At 71.2% G+C, this 25,321-nt stretch carries 19 protein-coding genes; 7 read left to right on the top strand and 12 right to left on the bottom strand.

The annotated features are described in order from the left end of the window. Positions 1–79: 79 nt before the first annotated feature. Entirely contained in the window at positions 80–2,425 is a 2,346-nt protein-coding gene (locus RBJ65_RS31010) for a GH92 family glycosyl hydrolase (RefSeq protein ID WP_306319928.1), read from the bottom strand. 25 nt (positions 2,426–2,450) lie between these two features. Then, on the bottom strand, positions 2,451–5,072 hold the full coding sequence (locus tag RBJ65_RS31015; RefSeq protein WP_306319929.1) for a PA14 domain-containing protein: 2,622 nt from the start codon (positions 5,070–5,072) through the stop codon (positions 2,451–2,453). 219 nt (positions 5,073–5,291) lie between these two features. Here RBJ65_RS31015 and RBJ65_RS31020 point away from each other — a divergent pair, with 219 nt between their 5' ends. Together RBJ65_RS31020 and RBJ65_RS31025 are read left to right on the top strand one after the other, a co-directional pair. Continuing rightward, on the top strand, positions 5,292–6,293 hold the full coding sequence (locus RBJ65_RS31020) for an ATP-binding cassette domain-containing protein (RefSeq protein WP_306319930.1): 1,002 nt from the start codon (positions 5,292–5,294) through the stop codon (positions 6,291–6,293). Beyond that, complete coding sequence (locus tag RBJ65_RS31025) at positions 6,290–7,084, top strand: ABC transporter permease (RefSeq protein ID WP_306319931.1); 795 nt, start codon at positions 6,290–6,292, stop codon at positions 7,082–7,084. The genes RBJ65_RS31020 and RBJ65_RS31025 overlap by 4 nt, the downstream gene beginning before the upstream one ends. An 8-nt stretch (positions 7,085–7,092) precedes the next feature. Here the strand turns inward: RBJ65_RS31025 and RBJ65_RS31030 are convergent, their stop codons facing one another. The 3 genes from RBJ65_RS31030 to glgA all read right to left on the bottom strand — a co-directional run bounded on the left by RBJ65_RS31030 (position 7,093) and on the right by glgA (position 13,005). Further along, positions 7,093–10,236 (bottom strand): BTAD domain-containing putative transcriptional regulator, encoded by a 3,144-nt coding sequence (locus RBJ65_RS31030; protein WP_306319932.1) that lies wholly within the window; start codon positions 10,234–10,236, stop codon positions 7,093–7,095. 347 nt (positions 10,237–10,583) lie between these two features. Then, positions 10,584–11,801: a glucose-1-phosphate adenylyltransferase gene (gene glgC / locus RBJ65_RS31035; protein ID WP_306319933.1), complete on the bottom strand. Its 1,218-nt coding sequence runs from the start codon at positions 11,799–11,801 to the stop codon at positions 10,584–10,586. Positions 11,802–11,847: 46 nt separating this feature from the next. Then, complete coding sequence (gene glgA / locus RBJ65_RS31040; protein WP_306320138.1) at positions 11,848–13,005, bottom strand: glycogen synthase; 1,158 nt, start codon at positions 13,003–13,005, stop codon at positions 11,848–11,850. A gap of 342 nt (positions 13,006–13,347) precedes the next feature. Between glgA and RBJ65_RS31045 the strand changes: the two genes are divergently transcribed. Beyond that, a complete protein-coding gene (locus RBJ65_RS31045) occupies positions 13,348–14,352 on the top strand; it encodes a DMT family transporter (RefSeq protein ID WP_306319934.1) in 1,005 nt (334 codons plus the stop codon). Positions 14,353–14,391: 39 nt separating this feature from the next. Here RBJ65_RS31045 and RBJ65_RS31050 read toward each other — a convergent pair whose 3' ends face one another. Both RBJ65_RS31050 and RBJ65_RS31055 read right to left on the bottom strand, forming a co-directional pair. Then, positions 14,392–15,486, bottom strand: coding sequence for a transglycosylase family protein (locus RBJ65_RS31050; RefSeq protein ID WP_306319935.1), 1,095 nt, complete (start codon positions 15,484–15,486; stop codon positions 14,392–14,394). 114 nt (positions 15,487–15,600) lie between these two features. After that, complete coding sequence (locus RBJ65_RS31055; protein ID WP_306319936.1) at positions 15,601–16,572, bottom strand: acetylxylan esterase; 972 nt, start codon at positions 16,570–16,572, stop codon at positions 15,601–15,603. A 146-nt stretch (positions 16,573–16,718) separates the two neighbouring features. On the opposite strand from RBJ65_RS31055, the gene gndA reads away from it, so the two are divergent. Further along, the gene (gndA, locus tag RBJ65_RS31060; protein WP_306319937.1) at positions 16,719–18,158 is read left to right on the top strand and encodes an NADP-dependent phosphogluconate dehydrogenase; all 1,440 of its coding nucleotides are present in this window, start codon (positions 16,719–16,721) and stop codon (positions 18,156–18,158) included. A 340-nt stretch (positions 18,159–18,498) separates the two neighbouring features. On the opposite strand, the gene RBJ65_RS31065 is transcribed toward gndA, so the two are convergent. From RBJ65_RS31065 to RBJ65_RS31085, 5 genes are all read right to left on the bottom strand, one after another. After that, on the bottom strand, positions 18,499–18,942 hold the full coding sequence (locus RBJ65_RS31065; RefSeq protein WP_306319938.1) for a nitroreductase family deazaflavin-dependent oxidoreductase: 444 nt from the start codon (positions 18,940–18,942) through the stop codon (positions 18,499–18,501). Positions 18,943–19,004: 62 nt separating this feature from the next. Further along, on the bottom strand, positions 19,005–19,655 hold the full coding sequence (locus RBJ65_RS31070; protein WP_306319939.1) for an aspartate/glutamate racemase family protein: 651 nt from the start codon (positions 19,653–19,655) through the stop codon (positions 19,005–19,007). Positions 19,656–19,698: 43 nt separating this feature from the next. Beyond that, entirely contained in the window at positions 19,699–20,052 is a 354-nt protein-coding gene (locus RBJ65_RS31075) for a GNAT family N-acetyltransferase (RefSeq protein WP_306320139.1), read from the bottom strand. Positions 20,053–20,188: 136 nt separating this feature from the next. Next, on the bottom strand, positions 20,189–20,647 hold the full coding sequence (locus tag RBJ65_RS31080) for a hypothetical protein (protein ID WP_306319940.1): 459 nt from the start codon (positions 20,645–20,647) through the stop codon (positions 20,189–20,191). Between the two features lie 123 nt (positions 20,648–20,770). Continuing rightward, positions 20,771–21,685, bottom strand: a complete 915-nt coding sequence (locus RBJ65_RS31085; protein ID WP_306319941.1) for a LysR family transcriptional regulator — start codon at positions 21,683–21,685, stop codon at positions 20,771–20,773. A 141-nt stretch (positions 21,686–21,826) separates the two neighbouring features. Here RBJ65_RS31085 and RBJ65_RS31090 point away from each other — a divergent pair, with 141 nt between their 5' ends. The 3 genes from RBJ65_RS31090 (at position 21,827) to RBJ65_RS31100 (ending at position 25,288) form a co-directional block, all read left to right on the top strand. Further along, on the top strand, positions 21,827–22,426 hold the full coding sequence (locus RBJ65_RS31090) for a hypothetical protein (RefSeq protein ID WP_306319942.1): 600 nt from the start codon (positions 21,827–21,829) through the stop codon (positions 22,424–22,426). A gap of 10 nt (positions 22,427–22,436) precedes the next feature. Further along, a complete protein-coding gene (locus RBJ65_RS31095) occupies positions 22,437–23,828 on the top strand; it encodes an MFS transporter (protein WP_306319943.1) in 1,392 nt (463 codons plus the stop codon). Positions 23,829–24,013: 185 nt separating this feature from the next. Further along, entirely contained in the window at positions 24,014–25,288 is a 1,275-nt protein-coding gene (locus tag RBJ65_RS31100) for a hypothetical protein (RefSeq protein WP_306319944.1), read from the top strand. Positions 25,289–25,321: the final 33 nt, after the last annotated feature.

Genomic DNA, 25,321 nt, shown 5'->3' on the forward strand with positions numbered 1-25,321 from the left:
ACTGGTTAAGACCCGCCTCCTTGTGAGAGGCGGGTCTTGTGTGACTCAGGTGGCACTCTCAAGTGCCGTATCTCTCAGGTCACTTGAGGGCGGGCGGCGCCGCTCCGGCACCGGTCCCCCACGCCGACGGCTCGCTGCCGACGGTGAAGGACAGGTCCCTGAGGCCGCGCAGATCCTCCGTGGTCAGATACGTCTTGCCGTAGTCGGCGCCGTCCACCCGCGCCGACTGGATGTACCGGTCGGTGTCCGAGGTGCCGGGCGCCCGCACGGTCAGACCGCCCCGCGGGTAGTAACGCCGGTCGAGCGTGATGTCGACGCGCTCGAAGACGGGCGTGGACAGGCTCCACGTGTCCGTTCCGGGCTGCACCGGGAAGATCCCGATCGACGACAGGACGTTCCACGCGGACATGGTGCCGAGGTCGTCGTTTCCGGTCATGCCGGTCGGAGTGTCGGTGAACAGCGTCAGCGCGGCGTGCACCACGTCGGTGGTCTTCCACGGCTGCCCGGTCGACAGATACGTGTACGGCGCGATCAGGTCGGGCTCGTTCTGCGGGTTGTACTTGTCGGCGTTGTAGTAGTCGTACGGCCCGTTGACCCACACCTCACGGGCGGTCTTCGCGGGGTCCTTCACCAACTGCTCGTACGCGAAGAACGAGTCGAGCCGCTTGTTCGCCGCCTCCTTTCCGCCGATCAGGCCGACCATGCCCGGCAGATCCTGCGGCACGAGCCACTGGTACTGCCAGGACGTGCCCTCGTGGAAGCCCTCGCTCTTCGCCGGGTCGGCGGGGCCGGTGAAGGCGCCCGACGCGTCCCGCGCGCGGAAGAACCCGGTCGAACTGTCGTAGATCTTCCGGTAGTTCTGCGCCCGCTCGGCATACCGTTTCGCGTCGTCCTCGTGCCCGAGCTCCTTCGCCATCTGTCCGAGCATGGCGTCGGAGAGCGCGTACTCCAGGGTGGCCGAGGCCCCGTGGTCGTAGTCCGAGTCGCCGGGCTTCACGTGCTCGCGGCCCTTGATGTACGGCGCGAAACCGTCGGCCAGGTACTCCTTGTTGGCCTCGCGGCCCACGGGAGCGGAGTCGGCCGGTGGCACGCCGTCGGCGTTCTTCTTGAGCGCCCGGTACGCCTCCTCCTCGTGCCCCTTCAACAGCCCTTGCTGGTAGGCGTTGGTGAGGAACGGGGTGACCGGGTCGCCGGTCATGATGTTCGTCTCGACCGTCCCGTAGCCCCACTTGGGCAGCCAGCCGCTGTCCTTGTCGATCCGGAGCACCGACAGGGCCATGTCCCGAGACTCGCGCGGGGCGAGCAGCGCGAGGAGCTGGGCCTGGGTGCGGTACGTGTCCCAGAGCGACCAGTTCTGGTAGTAGGTGAAGCCGTCCGCGCGGTGGATCTTCTGGTCCCAGCCGGTGTAGCGGCCGTCGACGTCGCTGCCGATGTTCGGCGCGAGGAAGGACCGGTACAGCGAGGAGTAGAAGGTGCGGCGCCGTGTCTCGTCGCCGCCCTGCGCGCGGACGTCGTCGAGCCGGTCCTCCCACGCCGCCCGTGCCGCGCCCCGCACGGAGTCGAAGGAACGGCCGCCCTCCGTACGGAGGTTGAGCGCGGCGCCGTGCGCGTCGACGTACGAGAGCGCGGTGGTCGCCTCGACGGTGCGGTCCTTGCTGGTGTCGAAGCGCACGTACGCGCCGTTGCGCTCCGCATCGGCGGCCGAGGTCTTGGAGCCCTCGGTGACGGTGTCCCCCTTCCAGGTGCCGGACGTCGTGAACGGGCGGTCGAACTTGGTGATCGTGTAGAGGGTGTACTGCTCGGTGTCCTGGCAGAAGCCGCTGCCGGTGATGGCGGTGCGCACGGTCCTGTTGTCGAGGATCTCGACGTCCGTGTGCACCGTCTTGTGCAGCGACTGCCCCGCGTTGAGCAGCACGTTGGCCTTGTCTGTGGCCGGGAACGTGTACTTCTGCACGCCCGTCCGCTTCGTCGCGCTCAGCTCGGCATCGACGCCCGACTTCAGGCCCACCTTGTAGTAGCCGGGCGACGCCTTCTCGTCGTCGTGGCTGAACTCGGCCGCGTACTTCGCGTAGTCCGTGCTCCCGATGTCACCGACGGTCGGCAGCACCGGCAGGTCACCGCCCAACCCGCAGCCGACGCCGGACAGATGGACGGCGGAGAACCCGCGGATGTGGGTGTCGGAGTGGTCGTATCCGGTGTTGTGGCCGGTGTCCGGGGAGAGTTGGACCATGCCGAAGGGGACGGCGGCGCCCGGATAGGTGTTGCCCTCGTTCTCGGTGCCGATGAACGGGTTGACGAGGTCGGTGAGTTGGCCGCTTTCAGAGGAGGCGACGGCGGGCGCCGCGATCCCCGTGCCGAGCAGGGCCCCGGCGGCGGCGAGCACACCCACCACCCGCGCTCTGAACCGATGATGACGCTTACTCATACCTTCACGCACCTTTCGATACGGCTCAGGAGCAGTTCGCCACGGTGTCCTGCGAGGCGTCGTGGATCAGCGCCTGCTGGGCGTCGTGCACCCGCTTCACGTCCGGCTTGACGACGCGCCGGTCGTAGGTGAGCAGTCCGTTCAACTCGCCCTCCACGTCGGAGATCTGCGTGTAGACCGCGCCGTTGCCGCCCTTGCAGGCCAGCTTGTGCACCTCGTCGAGCTTCTTGAGGTAGTCGTCCGTGTACGTCGCCGGGTCCACGTCGACGTAGGACTGCTGGACCGACCAGGCGTGGCCCGGTACCGCGAGGCCGAGGCCGCCGTACTCGCCCGCGACCAGGGCCCGTTCACCGTCGGGGTGCGGCGGCAGGGCGGGGCTCGGGTAGCCGTGTTCGTCCATGATGTCGCCGGTGCCGCCGTCGCGGCCGAGGTTGAGCCCGGACTGGCCGTTGATCAGCCGGGTCGGGTCCCAGGACTTCGCCTGGTCGGCGATGCGGGCCTCGTCGTACTGGCCCCAGCCCTCGTTGAAGGTGACCCACATGACGACCGACGGGTGGTTGACGTGCTGGTCGATCATCGTCTTCATCTCGCGCTCGTACTCGGCGCGCGCCTCTGTGGAGGGGTTGCGCCCCGCAGCCATCGCCGGCATGTCCTGCCACACCATCAGGCCCAGCTTATCGGCCCAGTAGAACCAGCGGTCGGGCTCGACCTTGATGTGCTTGCGGACCGAGTTGAAGCCCATCTTCTTGTGCATCCTCAGGTCGTACGCGAGCGCGTCGTCACTGGGCGCGGTGTGCAGTCCGTCGGGCCAGAAGCCCTGGTCGAGGGTGGCCATCATGAACATCGGCTTGCCGTTCAGCATGGTGCGCGGCGTGCCGTTGACCTTCTCCACGGAGATCGAGCGCATCCCGAAGTAGCTGCCGACCCGGTCGTCGCCGACGCTCACCTTGAGGTCGTAGAGGAAGGGGTCGTCGGGCGACCACAGGTGCGGGTCGGCGATCTCCAGGGTGAGGGGACCGCCGGAGGTTCCGGTGGCGCTGGCGACCTTCTTGCCGTCCGCGTACGCCGTGGCGGTCACGGGCAGACCATCGCGAACTCCCTTGCTCTCGACGGCCACTTCACCCGTCTTCACGTCCGGCGTCACCTTCAGGTCCGAGACGTGGTCGGCGGCCACCGGCTCCATCCACACGGTCTGCCAGATGCCGGAGGACGGGGTGTACCAGATGCCGCTCGGGTCGAGGCGCTGCTTGCCCATGGGCGGGTTCTCGGCGCCCGCCGCGTCCGTCGGGTCGTAGACGCCGACGATGAGTTCCTGGGTGCGGCCCGGCTTCAACGCGTCGGTGATGTCGGCGCCGAACTTGTCGTAGCCGCCCTTGTGATCGGCGACCTTCACCCCGTTCACGTACACCTCGGACTTCCAGTCCACGGCGCCGAAGTTGAGCTTCAGACGCTGTGTGTCACCCACCTTCCAGTCGGCGGGGACGGTGAAGGTCCGGCGGTACCACATGCGGTCCTCGTGCCGCTGGACGCCGGAGAGCTGGGACTCGACCGGGTACGGCACGAGGATCTTCTCGCCGAGGTCCTTGCCGACCGGCGGCTGCTCGCCCGCCTTGGCACCGGCGAACTGCCAACTGCCGTTGAGGTTGCGCCACTTGTCGCGGGTGAGCTGGGGGCGCGGGTACTCGCGGTGGGCGTTGGCAGGGGTGACGTCGTCGCCCCACTTGGTGCTCAGCTCGTACGTCGAGTGGTTGGGGCCGCTGGACCAGAAGGAGCCGACCGCCGTGCCGTCGCCGCCCCCGAGACCGCCCTTGCCGTCGTAGGTGACATCGGCGAGGCCGGGGGCGTCTCCGTCCTTGTTGCCGACCACGGGTTCGTCGAGCTTCACGAGGAGCGCGCGCGGATCGTCCGGGTCCGCCTGCGCCGCGCCGAGCGGCCACTTGGCGCCGCCGATGACGGCCTTCAGGTGGTCGTTCACATCACCGGGGACGGCACCCAGCTTCTGCGCGAAGTCGAGCTTCAGGGTGCGGCCGTCGCCGAGCACGGTGGTGCCGATGGCGCCGTCGTACTTCCAGTCGTCGGGGAGCCGGAACGCGGAGGACGGGATGGCCTGCTTCTGCTCGCCAGGCTCGGTCCAGCGCAGGTGGAGGTTGGAGCCGCCGTAGTGCTCGAAGTACTCGACCTTGATGTCCACGGCTTTGCCGGCCGTCAGATCGACCGGCTGCGAGGTCTGCTCCTTGTCCCAGTCGTCGACCCAGTGGTCGATGACGAGCTTGTTGTCGACCCAGAGCCTGAAGCCGTTGTCACCGATCATTGACAACGTTGTCGGACCGGTCTTCTCCGGCACGAGTTTTCCGGTCCAGCGGACGCTCGCGTCGTCCGCCTGCCCGGTCGCGGAGGAGAGCCGGGACTCCAGGCTGTTGAAGTCGATCTTCGGGTCGAAGCCGGTGGCCTTCAGCTGGTCGAAGTCGAAGGCGCCCGCGGCGGACTGGGTGTAGTACTCGCCCTTCAGGCCGTGCGGGACGACGGTCTCGTCGTCGCCCGCCGCGGTGGCGGACGGGGCCGCCAGGGTGAGCGTGCCGAGGCCAAGGGCCGCGGTGAGGAGCAGGGACAGGTGTCTCACATGACGTCTCAGATGTCTGGTGCGCACGGATCCTCCTTGCCGGGACTGCGTTGAGGAAGAGTGGCGGCTCGCCGCTCGGGTCTGTGCAACTGCGTTGGAGTTCGTCGGACTTCGTTGAACAATGTTGCGATGAGGGGCAGTTGGCATCTCAGCACGGGTGGCCGCCTCCGGCAAGACCGCGAACGCCGTGAGCGGTGAAACCACGCTGAAACCGCGTTGAAGGCGCCCGGTCGCAAGGTCTGCCGCATGACCACTACGCCAACCACGGCGCCGACCGCCACGTCCCCCGCCCTCGCCATCGAGGCGACGGGGCTGCGCAAGGCCTTCGGCGACACGACCGTCCTCGACGGCATCGATCTCGCGGTGCCGGCCGGCTCCGTCTTCTCCCTGCTCGGCCCGAACGGCGCGGGCAAGACCACCGCCGTGAAGATCCTCTCCACGCTGATCGGCGCCGACGCGGGCGAGCTGCGCGTCGGCGGCCACGACCTGGCCACAGAGCCGCAGTCCGTGCGCGCGGCGATCGGGGTGACCGGGCAGTTCTCCGCCGTCGACGGCCTGATCACCGGCGAGGAGAACCTGCTCCTCATGGCGGACCTGCACCATCTGCCGCGCCGCGAGGGCCGCCGGGTGACCGCCGAACTCCTGGACCGCTTCGACCTGACCGAGGCGGCGCGCAGGCCCGCCGCCGGCTACTCGGGCGGCATGCGGCGGCGCCTCGACATCGCGATGACGCTGGTCGGCGAGGTGCGGATCCTCTTCCTCGACGAGCCGACGACCGGCCTCGACCCCCGCAGCAGGCACACGATGTGGCGCATGGTCCGGGAGCTGGTCGCGGGCGGTGTCACCGTCTTCCTGACGACGCAGTACCTCGACGAGGCCGATGAACTCGCCGACCGGATCGCCGTGTTGAGCGAGGGCCGGATCGCGGCGACCGGCACCGCCGACGAGCTGAAGCGGCTGGTGCCGGGCGGGCATGTGCGGCTGCGCTTCACCGACCCGGCCGCCTACCGGTCCGCCGTCGCGGCGCTGCGCGACATCACCACGGACGACGAGGCGCTGACGGTGCGGATCCCCAGCGACGGCACGCCGCGCGAGCTGCGCTCGGTCCTCGACTGGCTGGACGCCGCGGACGTCGAGGCGGCCGAACTGACCGTGCACACACCCGACTTGGACGACGTGTTCTTCGCCCTGACCGGCGGCGCCGACAAGCCCGCCGCTACCACTGCCCCCGAGGAGGCCCTCCGATGAGCGGCGCCCTGTCCCTCGCCGTGCGCGACTCGTCCACGATGCTGCGCCGCAACCTCCTGCACGCCCGCCGCTACCCCTCCCTCACCCTGAACATCCTCCTCACCCCCATCGTTCTGCTGCTGCTCTTCGTGTACGTCTTCGGTGACGTGATGAGCGCGGGCATCGGCGGCGGGCCCGCCGACCGTTCCGCGTACATCGGTTATCTGGTGCCGGGCATCCTGCTGATGACCATCGGGGCGACCCCGGCAGGGACCGCGATCTCGGTGACGATGGACATGACGGAGGGCATCATGGCCCGTTTCCGTACGATGGCCATCCACCGCGCGTCCGTCCTGATCGGGCATGTGGTGGGCAGCGTGCTGCAGGCGGTCGCCGGGGTGCTGGTGGTCGGCGCCGTGGCGGTGGCCGTCGGTTTCCGGTCGACGGACGCGACGCCGCTGGAGTGGCTGGCGGCGTTCGGACTGACCGTGCTGGTCGCCGTGGCGCTGTCCTGGACGGCCGTCGGCCTCGGTCTCGCCAGCCCGAACGCGGAGGCGGCCAGCAACAACGCGATGCCGCTGATCGTCCTGCCGTTCATCTCCAGCGCGTTCGTGCCGATCGACGCGATGCCCGGCTGGTTCCAGCCGGTCGCCGAGTACCAGCCGTTCACGCCGCTCATCGAGACACTGCGAGGGCTGCTGCTCGGCACGGAGATCGGCCACAACGGGTGGCTCGCGGTGGCCTGGTGCCTGGCGCTGACCGTGCTCGGGTTCCTGTGGTCGCGGGCGTTGTTCAACCGCGATCCGAAGTAGCGGCGTGTTCACCCGCGGTACGCCGTAGCGCTGTCCGGTGCGACGACCGCGCGGGCCGCGTCCCGTAGCTCGTCGCGCGCGAGGGCGGCGTACTCGGCCACGGCGTCGGTGTACGCCGCCCGGTCGGCGTGCTCGGCCGCCCGGCGGGCCCGGCCCGCGGCCGTCGTGGGCTGGAAGTCCCGTAGCACCCACAGCCGTTCGGCCAGGGCGAGCTGTCGTACGGCGACGGGGGCGCGGCCTGTGAGGCCGGCCGCGCCGAGTGCGTGGAGCACGGTGCCGACGACGGGCAGGTCCAGGCCGTCGGCGGCCGGCCCTGAGAGCACCGACCGCAGCCGGTCGACCGTTTCGGCGACCGGCGCCACGTGCCCCGCGTAGGCGTGCGCCGTCACGGCCGTCGCCTGGAGTTGCAGCGCCCACGGGTCGAGCCACAGGCCGTCGCCGCGCCCCGCGCCCGCGACGGGCAGCCGGTCGACGGCGCGGCGCCACAGGGCGAGCCCGGCCTCCGTGTCGCCTCGGGCCAGCGCGATCTCGGCGCGGACGCCCAGGTCGGGGCTGTAGAAGGGGTCCTTCTGCGCGGTGCCCTCGGCCTCGGCCCGGCGCTGCCAGGACTCGGCCTCGTCGGGGTCGCCGCGTTGCAGGCAGGCGAGCGCGAACCCCCAGCGCACCCCGACATAGTCGTCCTCGTCGCCCATCCTCGGCAGCGCCTCGCGCGCCGCCCCGAGGTACCGGTACGCGGCCTCGCCGTCGCCGGTCTTCAGGCACAGTTCGCTCAGCCGTGAGTAGCCCATGACTTCCAGCGGCGGGATGTCGAGCGGGCCCAGCGATTCGACGACCCGCCGGGCCGAGGCGAGCGCGCGGTCGATGTCGTGCTCGTGCTCCCAGACGTACGTGGCGACGCTCTCGGCGACGGAGACGACCAACCGGTGCTCGCTGGCGCACAGTTCGCGCAGCACGTCGTATCCGGGCGGCAGCATCTCCGGTACGGCGCTCAGCACGACCGCGATGGCGCGCAGCAGCGTGTCCGGCGGGGCGGGCGGCAGGCGGCGCAGGGTGACGAGGTGGCGTACGACGCGTGGCGCGTGGTCGACGATGAGGCTCGCGGCGCACAACACGGCTGCGGCGCGGGCGACTTCGACGTATGCCGGTGCGGGGCGGTAGTGGGAGAGCGGGGCGCCGGTGTCGGCGGCGAGGGCGGAGAGGCGGGCGAAGTCGGAGTCGGTGGACCACAGGGCGGCGAGCACGGCGGTGACGGCGGCGGTGGTCGGTCCGTCGCCGCGGGCGAGGGCGTGGCGGAGGGCGGCCACGAGGTTGTCCTGTTCGGCCCTGATCAGCTCCCAGGTCTCGGGGGAGCGCGGGCCGAGGAGGGTGTCGTGGTGTGTGACACCGAACTCGCGGGCCCAGAGCCGGAGTTGACTGACGGCGTGGTCCTCGTCGCCGCTTTCCGCACGTCGGGCCGCGCTGAACTCCCGTACGGTCTCCAGCATTCGGAACCGGACCCCGGCCGGGGTGTCCGCGACAGTCAGCAGGGACTGCTCGGCGAGCTGTTCAAGGGCGGTCAACGCGTCGTCGCCCAGCACGCGTTCGGCGGCGGCGCCGGAGAATCCGCCGGGGAAGACGGAGAGGGTGCGCAGGGCGGCGCGGGCCTCTTCGGAGAGGAGGTTCCAGCTCCACTCGACGACGGCGTGCAGGGTGCGGTGGCGTTCGGGCGCGTCGCGGGCGCCGCCGCGCAGCAGGGCGAAACGGTCGCCGAGGCGGCGCGCGATGTCGGGCACGGACAGGGCGCGTACGCGCGCGGCGGCCAGCTCGACGGCGAGGGGCAGCCCGTCGAGGTGCCGGCAGAGTTCGGCCACGGCGTCCGGCGGCAGGTCGACGCCGGGGCGGGCGGCCCGCGCCCGCTGGGCGAAGAGTTCGGCCGAGGTGGCCTGGCCCAGCTCGGGCAGCGCGTACACGGCCTCCGATGTGAGGCCGAGCGGGGATCGGCTGGTGGCGAGGACGCGCAGGTCGCGGGCGCGGGCGAGGAGTTCGTGGACGAGCGTGGCGACACCGGCGACGACGTGTTCGCAGTTGTCGAGGACGAGGAGGGCGGGCCCGGCGCCGAGCGTGCCGGCGATGCCGGACACCGGGTCGGCCGGGGCGTGGCCGCCGACGCCTGCCCGCCGGCCCTCCCCCACGCCGAGCGCGGCGGCCACCTCGGCGGCGATGTCCGCTTCGGCGCCGACCGCGGCCAACGGCACGACGTGTACGAGGCGTTGCTCGGCGCGGCGGGCCACGGCGTACGCGAGGCGGGTCTTGCCGAGGCCGCCGGGGCCGACGACGGTGACGGCGCGGGAGGCGCGCAGCAGTTCCTCGACGGAGGCGATGTCGGTGGCGCGGCCGAGGAGTTGGTTCGGTTCGTGGGGGACGCCGTGGCGGACGGTGGGTGGGTCGTCGTGGAGCAGTTCGGCGTGGACGGCGCGGAGGTGGGGGCCGGGGTTCGTGCCGAGTTCCTCGCGGAGTGTGCGGCGGTAGGTCTCGTAGCGGGTGAGTGCGGCGGAGGGGCCTGTGGTGGCGGCTTCGGCGCGCAGGAGTTCGGCGTGTACCTCCTCGTCGCGGGGCAGGCGGGCGGAGGTCTCGGCGAGCGGGTCCTTCGCCTCGGCGTGGCGGCCGAGGCGGGCGAGGGCGAGTGCGCGGGCGCGGGTGAGGTCGAGGTGGACGGGGCGGCGTTCGGCGCGCAGCGCGGCCACGGGGTCGTCGCCGACCGCCTCCTCTGCGTCGGTGTCCTCTCCGCCGTCCCACAGTGCGAGTCCGGCCTCCGCCTCGGCGAGTGCGGCGGCGTGGTCGCCGGATCTGGTGTGGGTCGCGCAGGCGGTGGCGTGGCGCAGCAGTGCGGAGCTGTCGACCTGGTCGTCGGGGAGGGTGAGGCGGTAGCCGGTGGGGGTGCTCGCGATGAGGTCGGCGCCGAGTTGGGCTCGCGCCCGGGCCACGAGTACCTGTACGGCCTTCGTGGGGTGTTGCGGTGGTTCGTTGGGCCAGAGGCCCGTGACCAGGCGTTCCACGCTGCATCCGGTGCGGGGGGTGCTCGCGAGGAGGGCGAGGAGGCCGCGCAGGCGGGGGGCGGTGATCTCCTGGCCGCGGTGGGTGACGCGGGGCAGGAGGGTCAGGGCGGGGGTCATCCGTGCAGATTAGTCATGGTGCGGGTGTGGTGTGCCCGGCGACGGGGTTGCGGACTCGGGGCGCTGCCCCGGACCCCGCGCCTCAAACGCCGGCGGGGCTTGAAAGGTGAGTGTGCCCGGCGACCGAGTTGCGGACACGGGGCTCCGCCCCGAACCCCGCGCCTCAAACGCCGGCGAGGCTTGAAAGGTGAGTGTGCCCGGCGACCGAGTTGCGGACACGGGGCGCCGCCCCGAACCCCGCGCCTCAAACGCCGGCGAGGCTTGAAAGGTCGGCCGAATTGCGCACACGGGGCTCCGCCCCGGGCCCCGCGCCTCAAGCGCCGGCGGGGCTTGAATCGGGAATGGGGTCAGTGGACCGGGTGGCCCTTGCCGAGGGCGATGATGCCGGACTGGGACACGGTGTAGAGCTCCGCGTCGCGGGCCGGGTTGACGCCGATGGTGGCGCCGGCCGGGACCTCGACGTTTTTGTCGAGGACGGCGCCGCGGACCACCGCTCCCCTGCCGACCCGGACGTTGTCGTGCAGCACCGAGCCCTGGACCACCGCGCCGTCGTCGACAACGACGCCCGGGGAGAGGACGGAGCGGGTGACCTGGCCGCGGATGACGCAGCCGGGGCTGACGACGGACTCGGAGGCGATGCCGCCCGCGCAGAACTTGGCGGGCGGCAGCTGGCCGGGGTGGGTGTAGATGGGCCAGCGCCGGTTGTCGAGGTTGAAGACCGGGGTGTCCGAGATGAGGTCCATGTGGGCCTCGTAGTAGGCGTCGAGGGTGCCGACGTCGCGCCAGTAGCCGTGGTCGCGGTCCGTCTCGCCCGGCACGTGGTTGCCGTCGAAGTCGTAGAGCTGGGCGACGCCGCGTTCGGTGAGCATCGGGACGATGGAGCCGCCCATGTCGTGGGCCGATTCGGAGTCCTCGGCGTCCGTCTGGAGCGCGTCGACGAGGATCTTCGTGGTGAAGAGGTAGTTGCCCATCGAGGCGAAGACCTGGTTCGGGGTGCCGGGCAGCGGCGGCGGATCGCTGGGCTTCTCCAGGAAGGCGTCGATGCGGGTGCCGTCGCGGGCCGGGGTGATGACTCCGAAGGAGGATGCCTCCTTGCGTGGCACGCGGATGCCCGCGACCGTGACGCCCGCGCCCGACTCGATGTGCTGCGCGAGCATCTGGCGCGGGTCCATGCGGTACACGTGGTCGGCGCCGAACACCGCGATGTAGTCGGGCTGTTCGTCGTGGACCAGGTTGAGGGACTGGAGGATGGCGTCGGCGCTGCCCGAGAACCAGCGTGGGCCGAGGCGCTGTTGGGCCGGGACCGGGGTGACGTAGTTGCCGAGCAGGCTCGACATCCGCCACGTCGTGGTGACGTGCCGGTCGAGGGAGTGCGACTTGTACTGCGTCAGGACGCAGATGCGCAGGATGTCGCCGTTGACGAGGTTGGACAGGACGAAGTCGACCAGGCGGTAGGTGCCGCCGAAGGTCACCGCGGGCTTCGCCCGGTCCGCGGTGAGCGGCATCAGCCGCTTGCCCTCCCCTCCCGCCAGTACGATCCCGAGCACCGAAGGTCCGCCGCGCATACCAACCCCCCTGTGTTGTCACGGTTGTCACGGTTGTCGTGGCACTTCACGAACCGCTGAGGATCTCCTCGTACACCTCGACCGTGCGCCGCGCCACCGTGTCCCAGCCGAACTCCGCCGCCGCCCGCTCCCGCCCCGCCTCGCCCATCGCGCGCGCCGCCCCGGGGTCCTCGACGACCCGGTTCAGGGCGTTCGCGAGGCCCGCCTCGAAGGCGGCCGGATCCGAAGCGGCGTACGGGACGAGGAGTCCGGTCTCGCCGTCCGCGACGACCTCGGGGATACCGCCGACCGCCGAGGCGACCACCGCGGTGCCGCAGGCCATCGCCTCCAGGTTGACGATGCCCAGCGGCTCGTACACGGAGGGGCACACGAACGCGCTGGCGTGCGTGAGGAGTTGGATGACCTCGGTGCGCGGCAGCATGGTCGGGATCCAGCGCACCCCGTCCCGCGTGGCCTTCAACTCCTCGACCAGTTCGCGGAATTCGCGGCCGATCTCCGGCGTGTCGGGCGCGCCCGCGCACAGCACGACCTGGACGCCCTTCGTCAACTCCTTCGCCGCGCGCAGCAGATGGGGCACGCCCTTCTGGCGGGTGATGCGGCCGACGAACACGACGTAGGGGCGGTCCGGGTCGATCTCGTGGCGGCGCAGCACGTCCGTGCCCGCGTCGGCCCGGTAGAGGGAGACGTCGATGCCGTTGTGCACGACGCGGACCTTCTTGGGCTCCAGGGCCGGATAGCAGCCGAGGATGTCCTTGCGCATCGCGTGCGACACGGCGATCACACCGTCCGCCGCCTCGATCGCCGTCCGCTCCGCCCACGCCGACAGCGCGTAGCCGCCGCCCAGCTGCTCGGCCTTCCAGGGGCGCAGCGGCTCCAGGGAGTGCGCCGTCATCACGTGCGGGATCCCGAGGTGCAGCGCCGCGAGGTGCCCGGCCAGGTTCGTGTACCAGGTGTGGGAGTGGGCGAGCTCGCGGCCCTCCAGCGCGGCGGCGATCGACAGGTCCACGGAGAGCGTGCGCAGCGCGTCGTTCGCCCCGTCGAGCGCGGGCCAGGCCCGGTGCCGGCGCACGCCGTCGCCCGCGCCCTCACCCCACGTATGCACTTCGAGGTCGACGAGGGGGCGCAGCTCGCGCGCCAGGAACTCGACGTGGACGCCGGCGCCGCCATAGACATCCGGCGGATACTCCCTGGTCAGCAGTCCCACTCGCACGCGCGGCCCCCGTTTTCGTCGGTCGGCGACACTCGCTCCGGTTTGCGGCGTGATCCCTGTCGGATCACGGTCGGATCGCTGTTCGAAAAGCGCACCCCATGGTCACCCATGGAGGGGCTTGCACGGAAGGGCGCGGACGGCAACTGGGGCGGAGTCCCCCGGGAGTCCCAGGGGCACCCGTCCTGGGGATGAATCAGGAGGCGTCGTACTCCAACGGCAGTAGGACCCAATGAGTGCTCAGGTCGGACGACACGGAGGGCGGAAAAGAGCGATCGTGGAGGGTATGACAAGCGACCGTGCGCGGCGCCGTACCCCTAGGGCCCCCAGGGGTGCCACATGAGCGACCTGGTGCTTTCCGTGCTGCTCTCGCTCGTCTCCGCCGTCGCGTACGCGGGCGGGGCGATCGTGCAGGAGCGGGTGGCCGCTACGTCGCCCAAGGCGACGTACGCGCCGCTGCGCAGGCCCGCGTGGTGGGGCGCCGGCTGTCTGAACGGCCTGGGCGCGCTGCTGCACGTGGCCGCGCTCGCCTACGGCCCGCTCAGCGTCGTGCAGCCGCTGGGCGCCCTGACGATCGTGCTGGCGCTGCCGATGTCGGCGCTCCTGGTGGGGCGTAGGTCCGGGGCGACCGCGTGGCGCGGGGCGATCATGGCGACGGTCGGGCTCGGTGGCCTGCTCGCGCTGACCGGGGCCACCACCGAGCAGTCGCTGAGCGGCTCGCAGCGGCTGGTCGTGGGCCTGGTCACGGCGGGTGGCGTGCTGGTCCTGATGTCGTCGGCGCGGGCCGCGCACCGGCATCCGGTGGTGCGCGCTGTGCTGCTGGCGATCGCGGCGGGCGGCGCTTTCGGCATGGCGTCGGTGTTCACGAAGTCGGTGACCGAGGGCTGGACCGGGCAGCCGCTGGAGGAACTGGCCACGCTGCTGGCCATCGCGGGCCTCGCCGCGACCGGGATGCTGCTGTCGCAGGCCTCCTACCGGGGCGCCGGGCTCGCGGCGCCGCTGGCGACGGCGACGGTCGTGAACCCGGTGGTGGCGGCGACCATCGGCATCACGATGTTCGGCGAATCGTTCCGTTACGGCACCATCGGCACGATCCTCGCGCTGTCCTGCGGCGTCGTGGCGGCGGGCGGCCTGATCCTGCTGACGACGGAGCGCATCGGCCGCGGCCGCCGCGTCGGCGCCTCGGTCGTCGCACAGGGCGTGTCACCGGCGATCCCGCCCGTGGTGCCGGACAGCCCGGCGGGGCTCGACTGCGTGCCGCTGCCGCCGCGCGCGCCGGAGTCCCGGGACTCCCGGCACGAGCCGCCGACCGGGGGCTGGACGGCGGAGGACGTCAGGTCCTGACCCGCCCCGGCGGGGCTGGAATTCCTGCCGGGCCTGTCGTCAGATCCTGACGCCGCGCGCCCGCAGGTACGCCAGCGGGTCCACGTCACTGCCGAAGCCGGGCCCCGTCCGCACCTCGAAGTGCAGATGCGGGCCCGTGCTGTTGCCCGTGGAGCCGGAGCGGGCGATGCGCTGGCCCGCCACCACGCGCTGCCCGCTCTTCACGGAGAGCGCCGACAGGTGGCCGTACTGGCTGTACTTTCCGTCGGCGTGCCGGATCACGACTTCGTAGCCGTACGCGCCGCCCCAGCCCGCCGAGACGACGTGACCCGCGGTGACGGCCTTCACGGAGGTCCCGGTGGGCACCGCGAAGTCGACGCCCGTGTGGTAGCCCTTCGACCAGGAGGCACCGGCGGCGCGGTACGGGGTGCCGAGGGCGGCGGCGACGGGGGCGACCACGTGGTGCGTGGTGGCCTTTGCCGTGTCGGACTTCTTGGCGACGGGCTTCGGGGCGGCCTGCGCCTTCTTCGCGGGCTCGCCCCGCGTCTTACCGGCACCCGGCATCGCGAGCCGCTGACCCGGCGTGATCAGGTCCGGGTCGGAGCCGATCGTGGCGCGGTTCGCCGCGTACAGCGCGCGCCAGCCGCCCTTCACGGACCGCTCGTCGGCGATGCCGGACAGGGTGTCCCCGCCGACGACGCGGTACATCTGGGCGCGTCCCGCCCGGGACTGCGGGGTGGCCTGTGGCCGTACGTCGGGTGCCGAGCGGGCCGCGTCCGTGCGGCTGAGGCCCGCGCGCTGCGAGCACACCGGCCAGGCGCCGGGCCCCTGCCCCTTGAGGACCTTCTCGGCGACGGCGATCTGCTCGCCCTTGGTGGCGAGGTCGGCGCGCGGCGCGTAGGCGGTGCCGCCGTACGCGGCCCAGGTGGAGCGGGTGAACTGGAGGCCGCCGAAGTAGCCGTTTCCGGTGTTGATGCTCCAGTTCCCGGAGGACTCGCACGCGGCGACCTTGTTCCACGTGTGCGCGTCCGCGGCCTGCGCGCCGCCCGCGCCGATGAGCGGGATGGCCATGCCCACGCCGCCCACGGTCACCGTGAGCGACGCCCGGTTGACCCGGCTCGGCTGGTACCGGCGATGCCGGCCGCGTAACGCCATGAATGCCCCCTCGGCCACAGTTCCGCTCAGTCGCGATCCCGCCACACGTAGGAGCGGAAAATTAGCCGCTCCTCCGGGGGTGGACAAGGGTGCCGTACGCCACCTTGGCGTGATTCAGCCCCTCAACCGACCGGGAATCCACCGGAGTTGGACCGCTTCCTGGAAGCGTCCGCCGCCCTCGTGGTCGTTGAACGCGTACACCTCCATGGACTTCTCGGCGCCCGCCCAGTGGTTGTACGCCGCGAAGACCGTGGACGGCGGGCAGGTCAGGTCCTCCAGGGCGGCGGAGAACAGCGTCGGCGCCGTGGCGCGCGCCGCGAAGTTGATGCCGTCGAAGTAGGAGAGCGTGCGGAAGGCGCGCTCGTCGTCGCCGATGTGGGCCTTCAGGTAGAGGGCGATCTCGCGGTACGGGTGACGCTCGGTGAGCGTGACCGCGCGCCGGAAGTCGCACAGGAACGGCACGTCGGGCGCGGCCGCCTTCAGGCCCGGCACGAGGCCGGCCACGGCGATGGTGATGCCGCCGCCCTGGCTGCCGCCGGTGACCGCGATCCGCGTGGCGTCGACGAGCGGGTGCGAGCGGGCGGCGTCGACGGCGCGCACGGCGTCCGTGTACACGCGCCGGTAGTAGTACTCGTGCGGGTCCTGGATGCCCCGGGTCATGAAGCCGGGGTACGAGGGCGTGGAGCCGACCGGGTCCGCGGTGTCCCCGACACCGCCGCCGCTGCCCTGCCCGCGGGTGTCCATCACGAAGTGCGCGAACCCGGCGGCCGCCCAGCGCAGGTGGGTGTGCGGGAGGCCGCGGCCGCCCCCGTAGCCGATGTACTCGACGACGGCCGGAAGCGGTTCGTTCGCGCCCGCCGGAAGGATCAGCCACCCCTTCACGGGATGCCCGCCGAAGCCCGCGTACGTAACGTCGAATACGTCCACCGCCGTGTACGGGACGTCGACGGGCTCGAAGCGCGCGTCCAGGTCGTGCTCCCTGGCCTCGGCGAGGGTCTTCTCCCAGAAGGAGTCGAAGTCGTCGGGGGCCGTCAACTCCGGCTGATAAGTACGCAACGCGTCGAGCGACAGGTCGAAATGAGGCACGCAAGGCTCCGAAATCGTAGAGAGTCCACGGTGGGGGACGGACGCCAACCTAACCCGTCCCCGAGCACGAACGAACAAGATCTTTCATCTTCCGCACACAGATATCTTCCGCACACAGACATCTTCCGCATACAGGAGCGACAGGCATGAGCACTACAGCCCAGATCGGTGTCACGGGGCTCGCTGTCATGGGGCGCAATCTCGCCCGGAACTTCGCGCGCAACGGGTACGCCGTCGCCCTCCACAACCGCACGGCGTCCCGTACGCACGCGCTGGTCGAGGAGTTCGGCGAGGAGGGCATCTTCGTACCGACCGAGACGGCCGAGGAGTTCGTGGCGGCCCTGGAACGGCCGCGGCGCCTTGTCATCATGGTGAAGGCGGGTGAGCCGACCGACGCGGTGATCAAGGAGTTCGCGCCGCTCATGGAGCCCGGCGACATGATCATCGATGGCGGCAACGCGCACTTCGCGGACACCCGGCGCCGCGAGAAGGAGCTGCGCGAGCAGGGCATCCACTTCGTCGGCACGGGAGTCTCCGGCGGCGAGGAGGGCGCGCTGCACGGGCCGAGCATCATGCCGGGCGGCAGCGTCGAGTCGTACGCCTCGCTGGGCCCGATGCTGGAGAAGATCTCCGCGAAGGCGAAGGACGGGGCGCCGTGCGTGACACACGTCGGCCCGGACGGGGCGGGTCACTTCGTGAAGATGGTGCACAACGGCATCGAGTACGCCGACATGCAACTCATCGGCGAGGCCTACCAGTTGCTGCGCGACGTCGCCGGGTACTCCCCCGCGCAGATCGCCGACATCTTCCGTACGTGGAACACCGGCCGCCTCGACTCGTACCTGATCGAGATCACGGCCGAGGTCCTCTCCCACGTGGACGCCGCGACCGGCAAGCCCTTCGTGGACGTCGTCCAGGACCAGGCCGAGCAGAAGGGCACCGGGCGCTGGACGGTGCAGATCGCGCTCGACCTGGGCGTGCCGGTGTCCGGCATCGCGGAGGCGGTGTTCGCGCGCTCCCTGTCCGGGCACGCCGAACTGCGCACCGCTTCACGGGAGTTGGCGGGCCCGACGGCGAGCGCCCTGGGCGAGTCGGAGGCCGCGGCCTTCGCCGACAAGGTCGAACAGGCGCTGTACGCCTCGAAGATCGTGTCGTACACGCAGGGCTTCCACGAGATCGCCGCGGGCAGCCAGGAGTACGACTGGAACATCGACTCCGGTGCGGTGGCCCGCATTTGGCGCGGCGGCTGCATCATCCGCGCGGCGTTCCTCGACCGGATCACGGCGGCGTACGAGGCCGAGCCCGGCCTGGTGTCGCTGCTCTCGGACAAGGGCTTCGCCGACGAGATCGCCGCGGCGCAGGACGACTGGCGTTCCGTGCTGGTCGCGGCGACCACGCAGGGGGTGCCCACGCCGGGCTTCGCGGCGGCGCTCGCCTACTACGACGCGTTGCGCGCCGAGCGCCTGCCGGCCGCGCTCACGCAGGGCCAGCGGGACTTCTTCGGCGCGCACACGTACCGGCGGGTCGACCGGGAGGGCTCGTTCCACACGCTGTGGGGCGGGGACCGCTCCGAGGTCGAGGCGTAGCACCTACGCCGGTGAGGGCTCGGGCTCCGGCGGGTGCGGATCGGGGTCCGGGTCCGGCAGCGGTGGCGTCGGGGACGGCGAGGGCCGCGGCGCGGGCTCGGGCACCGGCGTCGGGAACGGGTCCGGCATCGGGCCGGGATCCGGCCGGTCGGGCCCTGGCCCGGGTCCTGGGCCCGGTCCTGGGCCGGGGCCTGGTCCGGGGCCCGGCGTGGGGGTCGGCGGGACGGGATCGGGGAACGGGTGGGTCATCGTTGGTTCCTCCAGCGATTCGGAGGGGACCTTTCCACTGTCTCCCGGCTCGCGTGCCCACGCCCGCCGAGTCCACGCGTGCGGTGACTTCTCAGCCGTCCGTGCGACGCAGCCGCACCACCGGAATGTCCCGGCTTGTCTTCTTCTGGTAGTCCGCGTACGGCGCGAACACCTCCACGAGCGAGTCCCACACCCGCGCCTTGTCCTGCGCCGACAGGGTCTCGGCGCGAGCCGTGAACCGCTCGGTCCCGACGCGCAGCCGGACCTCGGGGTTGGCCTGAAGGTTGAGGTACCACAGCGGGTGCTCGTCCGCGCCGCCCTTCGACGCCACGATCAGGTAGTCGTCGCCGTCGCGGCCGTAGATCAGCACGGTGCGCCGCCACTGCCCCGTCTTGCGGCCCTGGTAGTCGAGCAGCAGGCACGGGGCGCCCTGCATGGTCGTGCCCTCGGTGCCGCCGGACTCCTCGTAGGTGCGGGCCTGGTCGGCGACCCAGCCGCTCGGGCTGATGACGACGTCGGCGTCACTGTGAGTCATGCGCACTTCCTCCTGCGAAGTCGTGAACTCGTGTGCTGTCGTGGGTTCAACGTCCCTTCAACCTAAGCCTTGTTGGCTCCCGCGCATTCCGAGGCCGCGGCGCCGAGTCCGGGGCGGGGGCTGGAGAGGACGGACAGCGTGGTGCGGGACCGCGCGGCGGCGTCGGCGAGGGATGCCTGGGCGAGGACGATCACGTCGGCGTCGGCGATGCCGTCGATGGCGGTGGCGACGAGCGCGAGGTAGCCGTCCCGGTCACCGGCGAGGAACAGCTCCCAGGCGCCGTCGACGAACACGGTGCGCACCGACACCTCGCGGCCCGCCCGCCCGGCCTCCTCCTCGATCAGGTCCAGGGTCGGCCCGAAGGTGCTGCGCAGCGTGGCGACCACGGCGATCTGCCGCCCCTCGGCGACGGCCCGCGCGGCCATCGGCCGGTCGACGCGGAGCACCGCCACCCCGAGGTTCGCGGCGAGCCCCTCCGCGACGGCGCCCAGCGTGGAACACGTGCACAGCACGGCGTCCGCCCCGTCGGCCACGGCCGCGTCGAGGAGCGCCCGCACCTCGCCGGTGACGGCCTCCGGCCCCTCGACGCGGGCCCGCTCCAGCAGCTCCTCGCGTACGACGTGGCTCAGTTCAAGGCCCGGGTGGTCGGCGTCGCGCAGGGCGTCGAAGACCGGGACGTGGACGGGCGAGGTGTGCAGGAGCGTCAGGTTCATGAACGGACCGTACAGAAGTGGATCACCGCCGGGCGGTCCCGTCTCACCACTTGGCGGGGTCGGCCTCCAGGGCGGCCTTCGCGGCGAGCAGCAGGTCGGCGGAGGCGGCCGGGGCCTCCCCCGGATGCCGCTCGGCCCACCGGACGACGAACGGGCACAGCGGCGCCACGGCCACCGACTCGCGGGCGGCGATGGCGTACAGCTCGCGGGCGAGGGAGCCCCCGATGCCCTTGCCCTCGTGCCGCGGCTCCACGACGGCGTGCACCGGGACGAGGGCCCGCTCGGGCTCGTCGAGCACGAAGTACTGGATGTACCCGACGACTTCGCCGCCTTCGCCGCCCGCGCGGGCCCTCAGGACGCCCTTGTCGCGGTCGTCGCGGAACTCGATGTCACTCATGGGCTCTCCTGCCTCGTCGGCCGACCGGGTTCGGCCCGCGGGTACCACATGAGGGCCGGTGACGTGCGTCTCCAGCCGGGCGCCGTTGTCGATGCCGACGATGTGCACGAGCTCGCCGTGGGCCTGTCCAGGCATTTTATAACGGCCGGCGGGCGCCGGCCCTGAATATGGTCGCGAGGACCCCGAAGCCGAGAACGGCGAGGGCGACCGGGAGGGCTCGGCCCGGGGCGTCGGTGGTGAGGGTCTCGGTCAGGCTCTGGTCGGGCAGGAAGACGAGGCCGCTGACCATGACGGCCGCGAAGCACAGCGCGTACGCCATGGCCGTCGCGAGGACCGGTCGCAGGGCGGCCCGCTTCTCCAGCGGGGGCCGGGCCGGGCGCCAGGCGAACACGCAGCCGCCGACGAGGGCGAAGGCGAGCCAGCCGAAGTTGGTCGTACTGAAGCCGTTGATGCCGCCGTAGTCGAAGTCGCGCGAGGCGCCGACCGCGAGATTGACCAGGGCCGCGGCGAGCGCGGCCGGTATCCACGGCCAGCCCGCGATGAGCTGCCTGACGGCGGGCAGCAGCCCGCCGGAAGAGGTGCCGGTTCCCGTCATCGTGGGCCTCCTGTCGTCGCTCGCCAACAGAGTCCACAGTGGCCCGGCCACCCGGTGCGGGCCTATCGGGGATGCCCCTGAAACGACCCCCGAACTCCCCTGGGCCGCCCCGGGGTTCGCCCCCTACTCCGCCGGAACCAGGTTCGACGCCGACGCCTTGATCAGGTCGAGGGCCTGCGCCACCACCGGGTGCCGGGCGCCGCCCTTGCGGGTCGCGGCGAGGATGCGGCGGGCGGGGGCGGGTTCGCCGGAGAGGTGGATGCGGGCGACGGGCCACTCCGTGTTGATGCGGGCGAGGCGCGGCACGAGGATCACGCCGAGGCCGTGCGCCACCATCGCCGTGCCGGTGTCCCACTCGTCGGACTGGTGGCCCATGTCGGGCGTGAACCCGGCGGCCATGCAGGCGGTGACCAGCAGGTCGTGGTACGTGGTGCCAGGCGTGCCCACGATCCAGGTCTCGCGGGCCGCGTCCGCGAGGACCACGCGTTCTTGGGCGGCGAGCGGGTGGTCGGCCGGGACGACCAGGTCGAGCGGGTCGTCGAGGAGCGGCTGCTGTTCGAAGCGCTCGTCGGTCAGGGGCGGCGAGTCCGTCGTCACCACCACGAGGCCGAGGTCGGCCTCGCCGGTCAGGAGCAGCTCGAAGCAGCGCGCCGGTTCCGCCTCCACCAGGCGGACGCCGAGCTGCGGGTGCCGGTCGCGCAGGGTGGCCGCCGTGGACGGCAGCAGGTGCGTGGCCGCCGTCGAGAAGCCGCAGAGCGTGAACGAGCCGGTCTGCACGTCGGCCATCGCCGCGAGGTCGCTGCGCGCCCGCTCCCACTGCGCCTCCAGGACGGCCGCGTGCTGGAGCAGCGTACGAGCGGCCGCCGTCAGCTTGATGCCCCGGCCCGCGGGCTCCAGCAGCACCACGCCGACCTGCTCGGCGAGCTGTCGCAGCTGGTACGAGACCGTGGAGGGCTTGAGGCCCATGGCCTCGGCGGCGGCGGTGACGCCGCCGTGCTCCGCGACCATCTGCAGCACCTTGAGCTTGGGATCGATCATTCGACCATCTTGCACGGTCACATGCAAGATCGTGTAATTGTGTCGATGAGTCGGTGGTGGCACTCTTCCCGGGTGTTGTCCAAGAGTCCCTTCCTGCGCCGGAATCCGAGGAATCCAAGGAATCCGAGGATCCCGACGGGAATGCGCGCCTTGTTCGCCATGGTCTCGGCCGTCCGATTTCTCGCCTGGGCCACGGCGGGCCTGTTTCTGGCAGTCGTTCCCGTTGTTCTGTTCGCCTCGGGTCAGAGCGATCCGGCCGTCCTGTGCTGTATTCCGCTCGCCGTTGTCGTGAGTTCGGCGCTCGCGCGGCCGCTGGCCGCGGAGTTCGGCGCCCGTGGCGCGCAATTCGCCGGTCTCACCGCGCTGTTGGTGAGCCTTTCCGTGGTGTCCCTTGCGGCGGGAACGCGGACCTGGCCGACGCTGTGCGCCGCCGTGTTCGCCGGCTTCGGGCACGGTCTCGCCCGCGCCGGAGCCGACGCCGCCGTCTTCGGCGCGCGCACCCCTTCCGCTTCCTACCTGGGCCTCGGCCTGCCGGTGATCGCCACGGCGCTGCTCGCGCCCGCGAGCTCCCCGGCGACCGCGACGGCCCTGGTGGCCTCGGCCGTCGCGCTGCTCGTCTTCCCGACGACCGGCGCCGTGCTCGAGTTCGGCCGCGCCGTTCGCCGGCCGCGGCCGACCGTCCACTGGATCGACCTGACCCATCTGCAAGGGCATCCCACCCGCAGTACCGCGCAATTCTGAGGAGTAGTACGTGCCAGCCGCGCACAGCGTTTCCGAGATACCCGACGCGAAGTCGGGCTCGGCCGACGAGACACTGGTCACCGATCCCAAGGTGACCCGAAGGGCCGTCGGCGCCGCAGCCATCGGAAACGTCACCGAGTGGTTCGACTTCGGTGTCTTCGCCAATCTGACCCCGGTGCTCACCGCGGTGTTCTTCACCGGCGCGAGCGAGACGGTCGGCACGATCGGAACCCTCGGCCTGTTCGCGGTCGCCTTCCTGGTGCGCCCGCTCGGCGGCATGTTCTTCGGCCCGCTCGGCGACCGGATCGGCCGCACCAAGGTGCTGTCGATCACGGTCATCATGATGGCGATCGGCACGTTCGTGATCGCGTTCATCCCCGGCTACGAGACGTGGGGACCCGCCGCCCCGCTCCTGATGCTGCTCGCCCGCCTCGTGCAGGGCTTCTCCACGGGCGGCGAGTACGGCGGCGCGATGACGTTCATCGCCGAATACGCGCCCGACAAGAAGCGCGGATTCCTCGGCAGCTGGCTGGAGTTCGGCACGCTGACCGGGTATCTGCTCGGTGGCATCGCGGGCCTCGTCATCCAGCTGCCGGGCGTCATGTCGCACGAGGACCTGCTGTCCTGGGGCTGGCGCATCCCGTTCCTGATCTCCGGGCCGATCGGCATCATCGGGCTCTACCTCCGCCTCAAGCTGGAGGACACCCCCGCGTTCAAGGCCGCCGTCGCCAAGCAGCAGGGCCGTGAGGGCAATCAGACCCTCAAGGAGATCAAGCGGGTCTTCACGGACCACTGGCGTCCGATGCTGATCTGCATGGGTCTGGTGCTCGTCTTCAACGTCACCAACTACATGCTCACGACGTACATGCTGGAGTACATCGACAAGTTCGCCCCGTCGGTGAGCCCCACCTGGGCGCAGCTCCTGGAGATCTCGGTCCTCGCCATCGGCATGCTGCTCATCACCTTCGTGGGCCGCCTCTCGGACCGTATCGGGCGCAAGCCGGTGCTGTACTTCGGCTGCGGCATGCTGATCGTGCTGGGCGTTCCGTCCGTGCTCCTGATCCAGCAGAACACCCTGACGTCGGTCTTCGCCGGTCTGGTGCTGATGTCTCTGATGCTGCTCTGCTTCAACAGCACGATCCCTTCCACGCTTCCGGCGCTGTTCCCGACGGACATCCGGTACGGCGGCCTGTCGATCGCGTTCAACCTGTCGGTCTCGCTGTTCGGTGGCACGACCGCCGTCGTCAACGCCCTTCTGGTGGAGGCGACCGGGGACATCAATGTGCCCGGCTACTACCTGATGGCGGCGGGCGTGATCGGCGCCGTCGCCGCCTACTTCGCGGCGGAGTCCGCGCGGCGTCCGCTGCCGGGTTCGCCGGCGGCGGTGGAGGCCCGCGCCTGATTCGCCGCCCTCCTTCGACCCCGGTCACACATGTTGGTTTCTGTGTGACCGGGGTTTTGACGTTGTCCGGATGATGTCGCGAGGCTGTCACAGCGGAACAGTTCCGCGCGTCACTGTGCCTACGGTGAGGGTGTACCGGACAGCGATCCCCCACGCATCCCCCCACCACAGAATGGACAACAGCAGTGACTCGGCACACCACTTCCCGCCGCTGGCTGTTGGGCGTCACCGGCTCCGCCCTCCTCACCGCCGCCTGCTCGCCGTCGTCCGGCGGCTCGTCGTCCGGCGCGAAGTCCGCGCCGTCGCCGTCGCCGTCGTCTTCGACGTCGGCCGCCGTCGAGGGCAAGGCCGCCGCGGCCGGAGGGAAGGCGGCCGGCGGGGCACCGAACGGGGCCCTCGGCGTGAACTTCAACGAGGACCCCTCCGAGCTCGACCCGGCCCAACTGACCGCGCTCACCGCGACCTGGGTGCGCGGCTTCGTCCCCATGACACCCGCCGAACTCGGCGACGACGTCACGCGGCAGCGGGCCGTCGCGGCGCTCCTGAAGGCGGGCCAGGACGGCCGCAGCAGCATCCTTTCCCTCAAGTTCCCCTTCAGGGACCTGAAGCAGACGATCCCGCAGCCGGGCAGCGCCGCGATGGCCGAGCAACTGAAGCGCGTGGACCGGGTGCTGGCCGCCGTACTCGGCAAGGTCGACATCCTCACCATCGGCAACGAGCCCTTCCTGGAGACCAAGGAGGACGAGCGCGACAAGCGCCTCAACGTCTTCTACGAGCACGTGGCCCGCCACGTCATCGACTACCGCGCCAAGCACGGCGGCGCCGATTCGAGGACCCGCCTCTACATGGGCGCCCTCAACCACCTCGACGACCCGAAGGCGCGCACGCCCGCCACCGAGCGGTGGCTGCGGTTCGTGCACAGGACGCCGGAGCTCGACGGCGTCGACATCCACCCGCACGTCACCTCGCTCAAGGCGGCCGACAGTTACGTGAACTACGTGCTCCCGCACCTGCGGGCGGACCAGAAGTTCCTCGTCACGGAGTTCTCCCTCGTGCAGTTCTGGCAGCTGCACATGAAGGACACCGTCTCCCCCGCCTTCGCCAAGCGCTACGCAGACGTCGACGCGGCCTGGAAGGTGTGGCAGGTCGTCGAGGACGCCATCAAGAGCCCCTTCCCGCAGGAGAAATGGGACGCGTTCGTCGCCACGACACCGTGGCTCGACGACAACAAGACGTACCTCACGGACCAGATGAAGCGGTTCCGGGACACCGGCAAGCTGGCGGTGGCGACGTACGCCGCCGTGCAGATCAAGTCGATGGCCACGGGCTGGGGTCCCGACAAGATGCCGTGGATCCTCAACCCCGTGTACGCGAACCGGACCGTCGCGCGGCACGCGGACGGCACGGCGGGGCGCAACGTCTGGTTCGATCAGTTCAAGGCCCTGACCCGCGTGGGATGATGACGGCTCTGCCGCCGCGAGTTCGGGGGGACG

Origin of the sequence: Streptomyces sp. KL109B (assembly GCF_030766935.1) — a bacterium.
Classification (GTDB): Bacteria; Actinomycetota; Actinomycetes; order Streptomycetales; family Streptomycetaceae; genus Streptomyces.

Coding starts and splice junctions, on each gene's coding strand:
- RBJ65_RS31010 (WP_306319928.1), bottom strand. CDS start 2,425: ATGAGTAAGCGTCATCATCGGTTCAGAGCGCGGGTGGTGGGTGTGCTC.
- RBJ65_RS31020 (WP_306319930.1), top strand. CDS start 5,292: ATGACCACTACGCCAACCACGGCGCCGACCGCCACGTCCCCCGCCCTC.
- RBJ65_RS31025 (WP_306319931.1), top strand. CDS start 6,290: ATGAGCGGCGCCCTGTCCCTCGCCGTGCGCGACTCGTCCACGATGCTG.
- RBJ65_RS31030 (WP_306319932.1), bottom strand. CDS start 10,236: ATGACCCCCGCCCTGACCCTCCTGCCCCGCGTCACCCACCGCGGCCAG.
- glgC (WP_306319933.1), bottom strand. CDS start 11,801: ATGCGCGGCGGACCTTCGGTGCTCGGGATCGTACTGGCGGGAGGGGAG.
- RBJ65_RS31045 (WP_306319934.1), top strand. CDS start 13,348: ATGAGCGACCTGGTGCTTTCCGTGCTGCTCTCGCTCGTCTCCGCCGTC.
- RBJ65_RS31050 (WP_306319935.1), bottom strand. CDS start 15,486: ATGGCGTTACGCGGCCGGCATCGCCGGTACCAGCCGAGCCGGGTCAAC.
- gndA (WP_306319937.1), top strand. CDS start 16,719: ATGAGCACTACAGCCCAGATCGGTGTCACGGGGCTCGCTGTCATGGGG.
- RBJ65_RS31065 (WP_306319938.1), bottom strand. CDS start 18,942: ATGACTCACAGTGACGCCGACGTCGTCATCAGCCCGAGCGGCTGGGTC.
- RBJ65_RS31070 (WP_306319939.1), bottom strand. CDS start 19,655: ATGAACCTGACGCTCCTGCACACCTCGCCCGTCCACGTCCCGGTCTTC.
- RBJ65_RS31075 (WP_306320139.1), bottom strand. CDS start 20,052: ATGAGTGACATCGAGTTCCGCGACGACCGCGACAAGGGCGTCCTGAGG.
- RBJ65_RS31080 (WP_306319940.1), bottom strand. CDS start 20,647: ATGACGGGAACCGGCACCTCTTCCGGCGGGCTGCTGCCCGCCGTCAGG.
- RBJ65_RS31085 (WP_306319941.1), bottom strand. CDS start 21,685: ATGATCGATCCCAAGCTCAAGGTGCTGCAGATGGTCGCGGAGCACGGC.
- RBJ65_RS31090 (WP_306319942.1), top strand. CDS start 21,827: ATGCGCGCCTTGTTCGCCATGGTCTCGGCCGTCCGATTTCTCGCCTGG.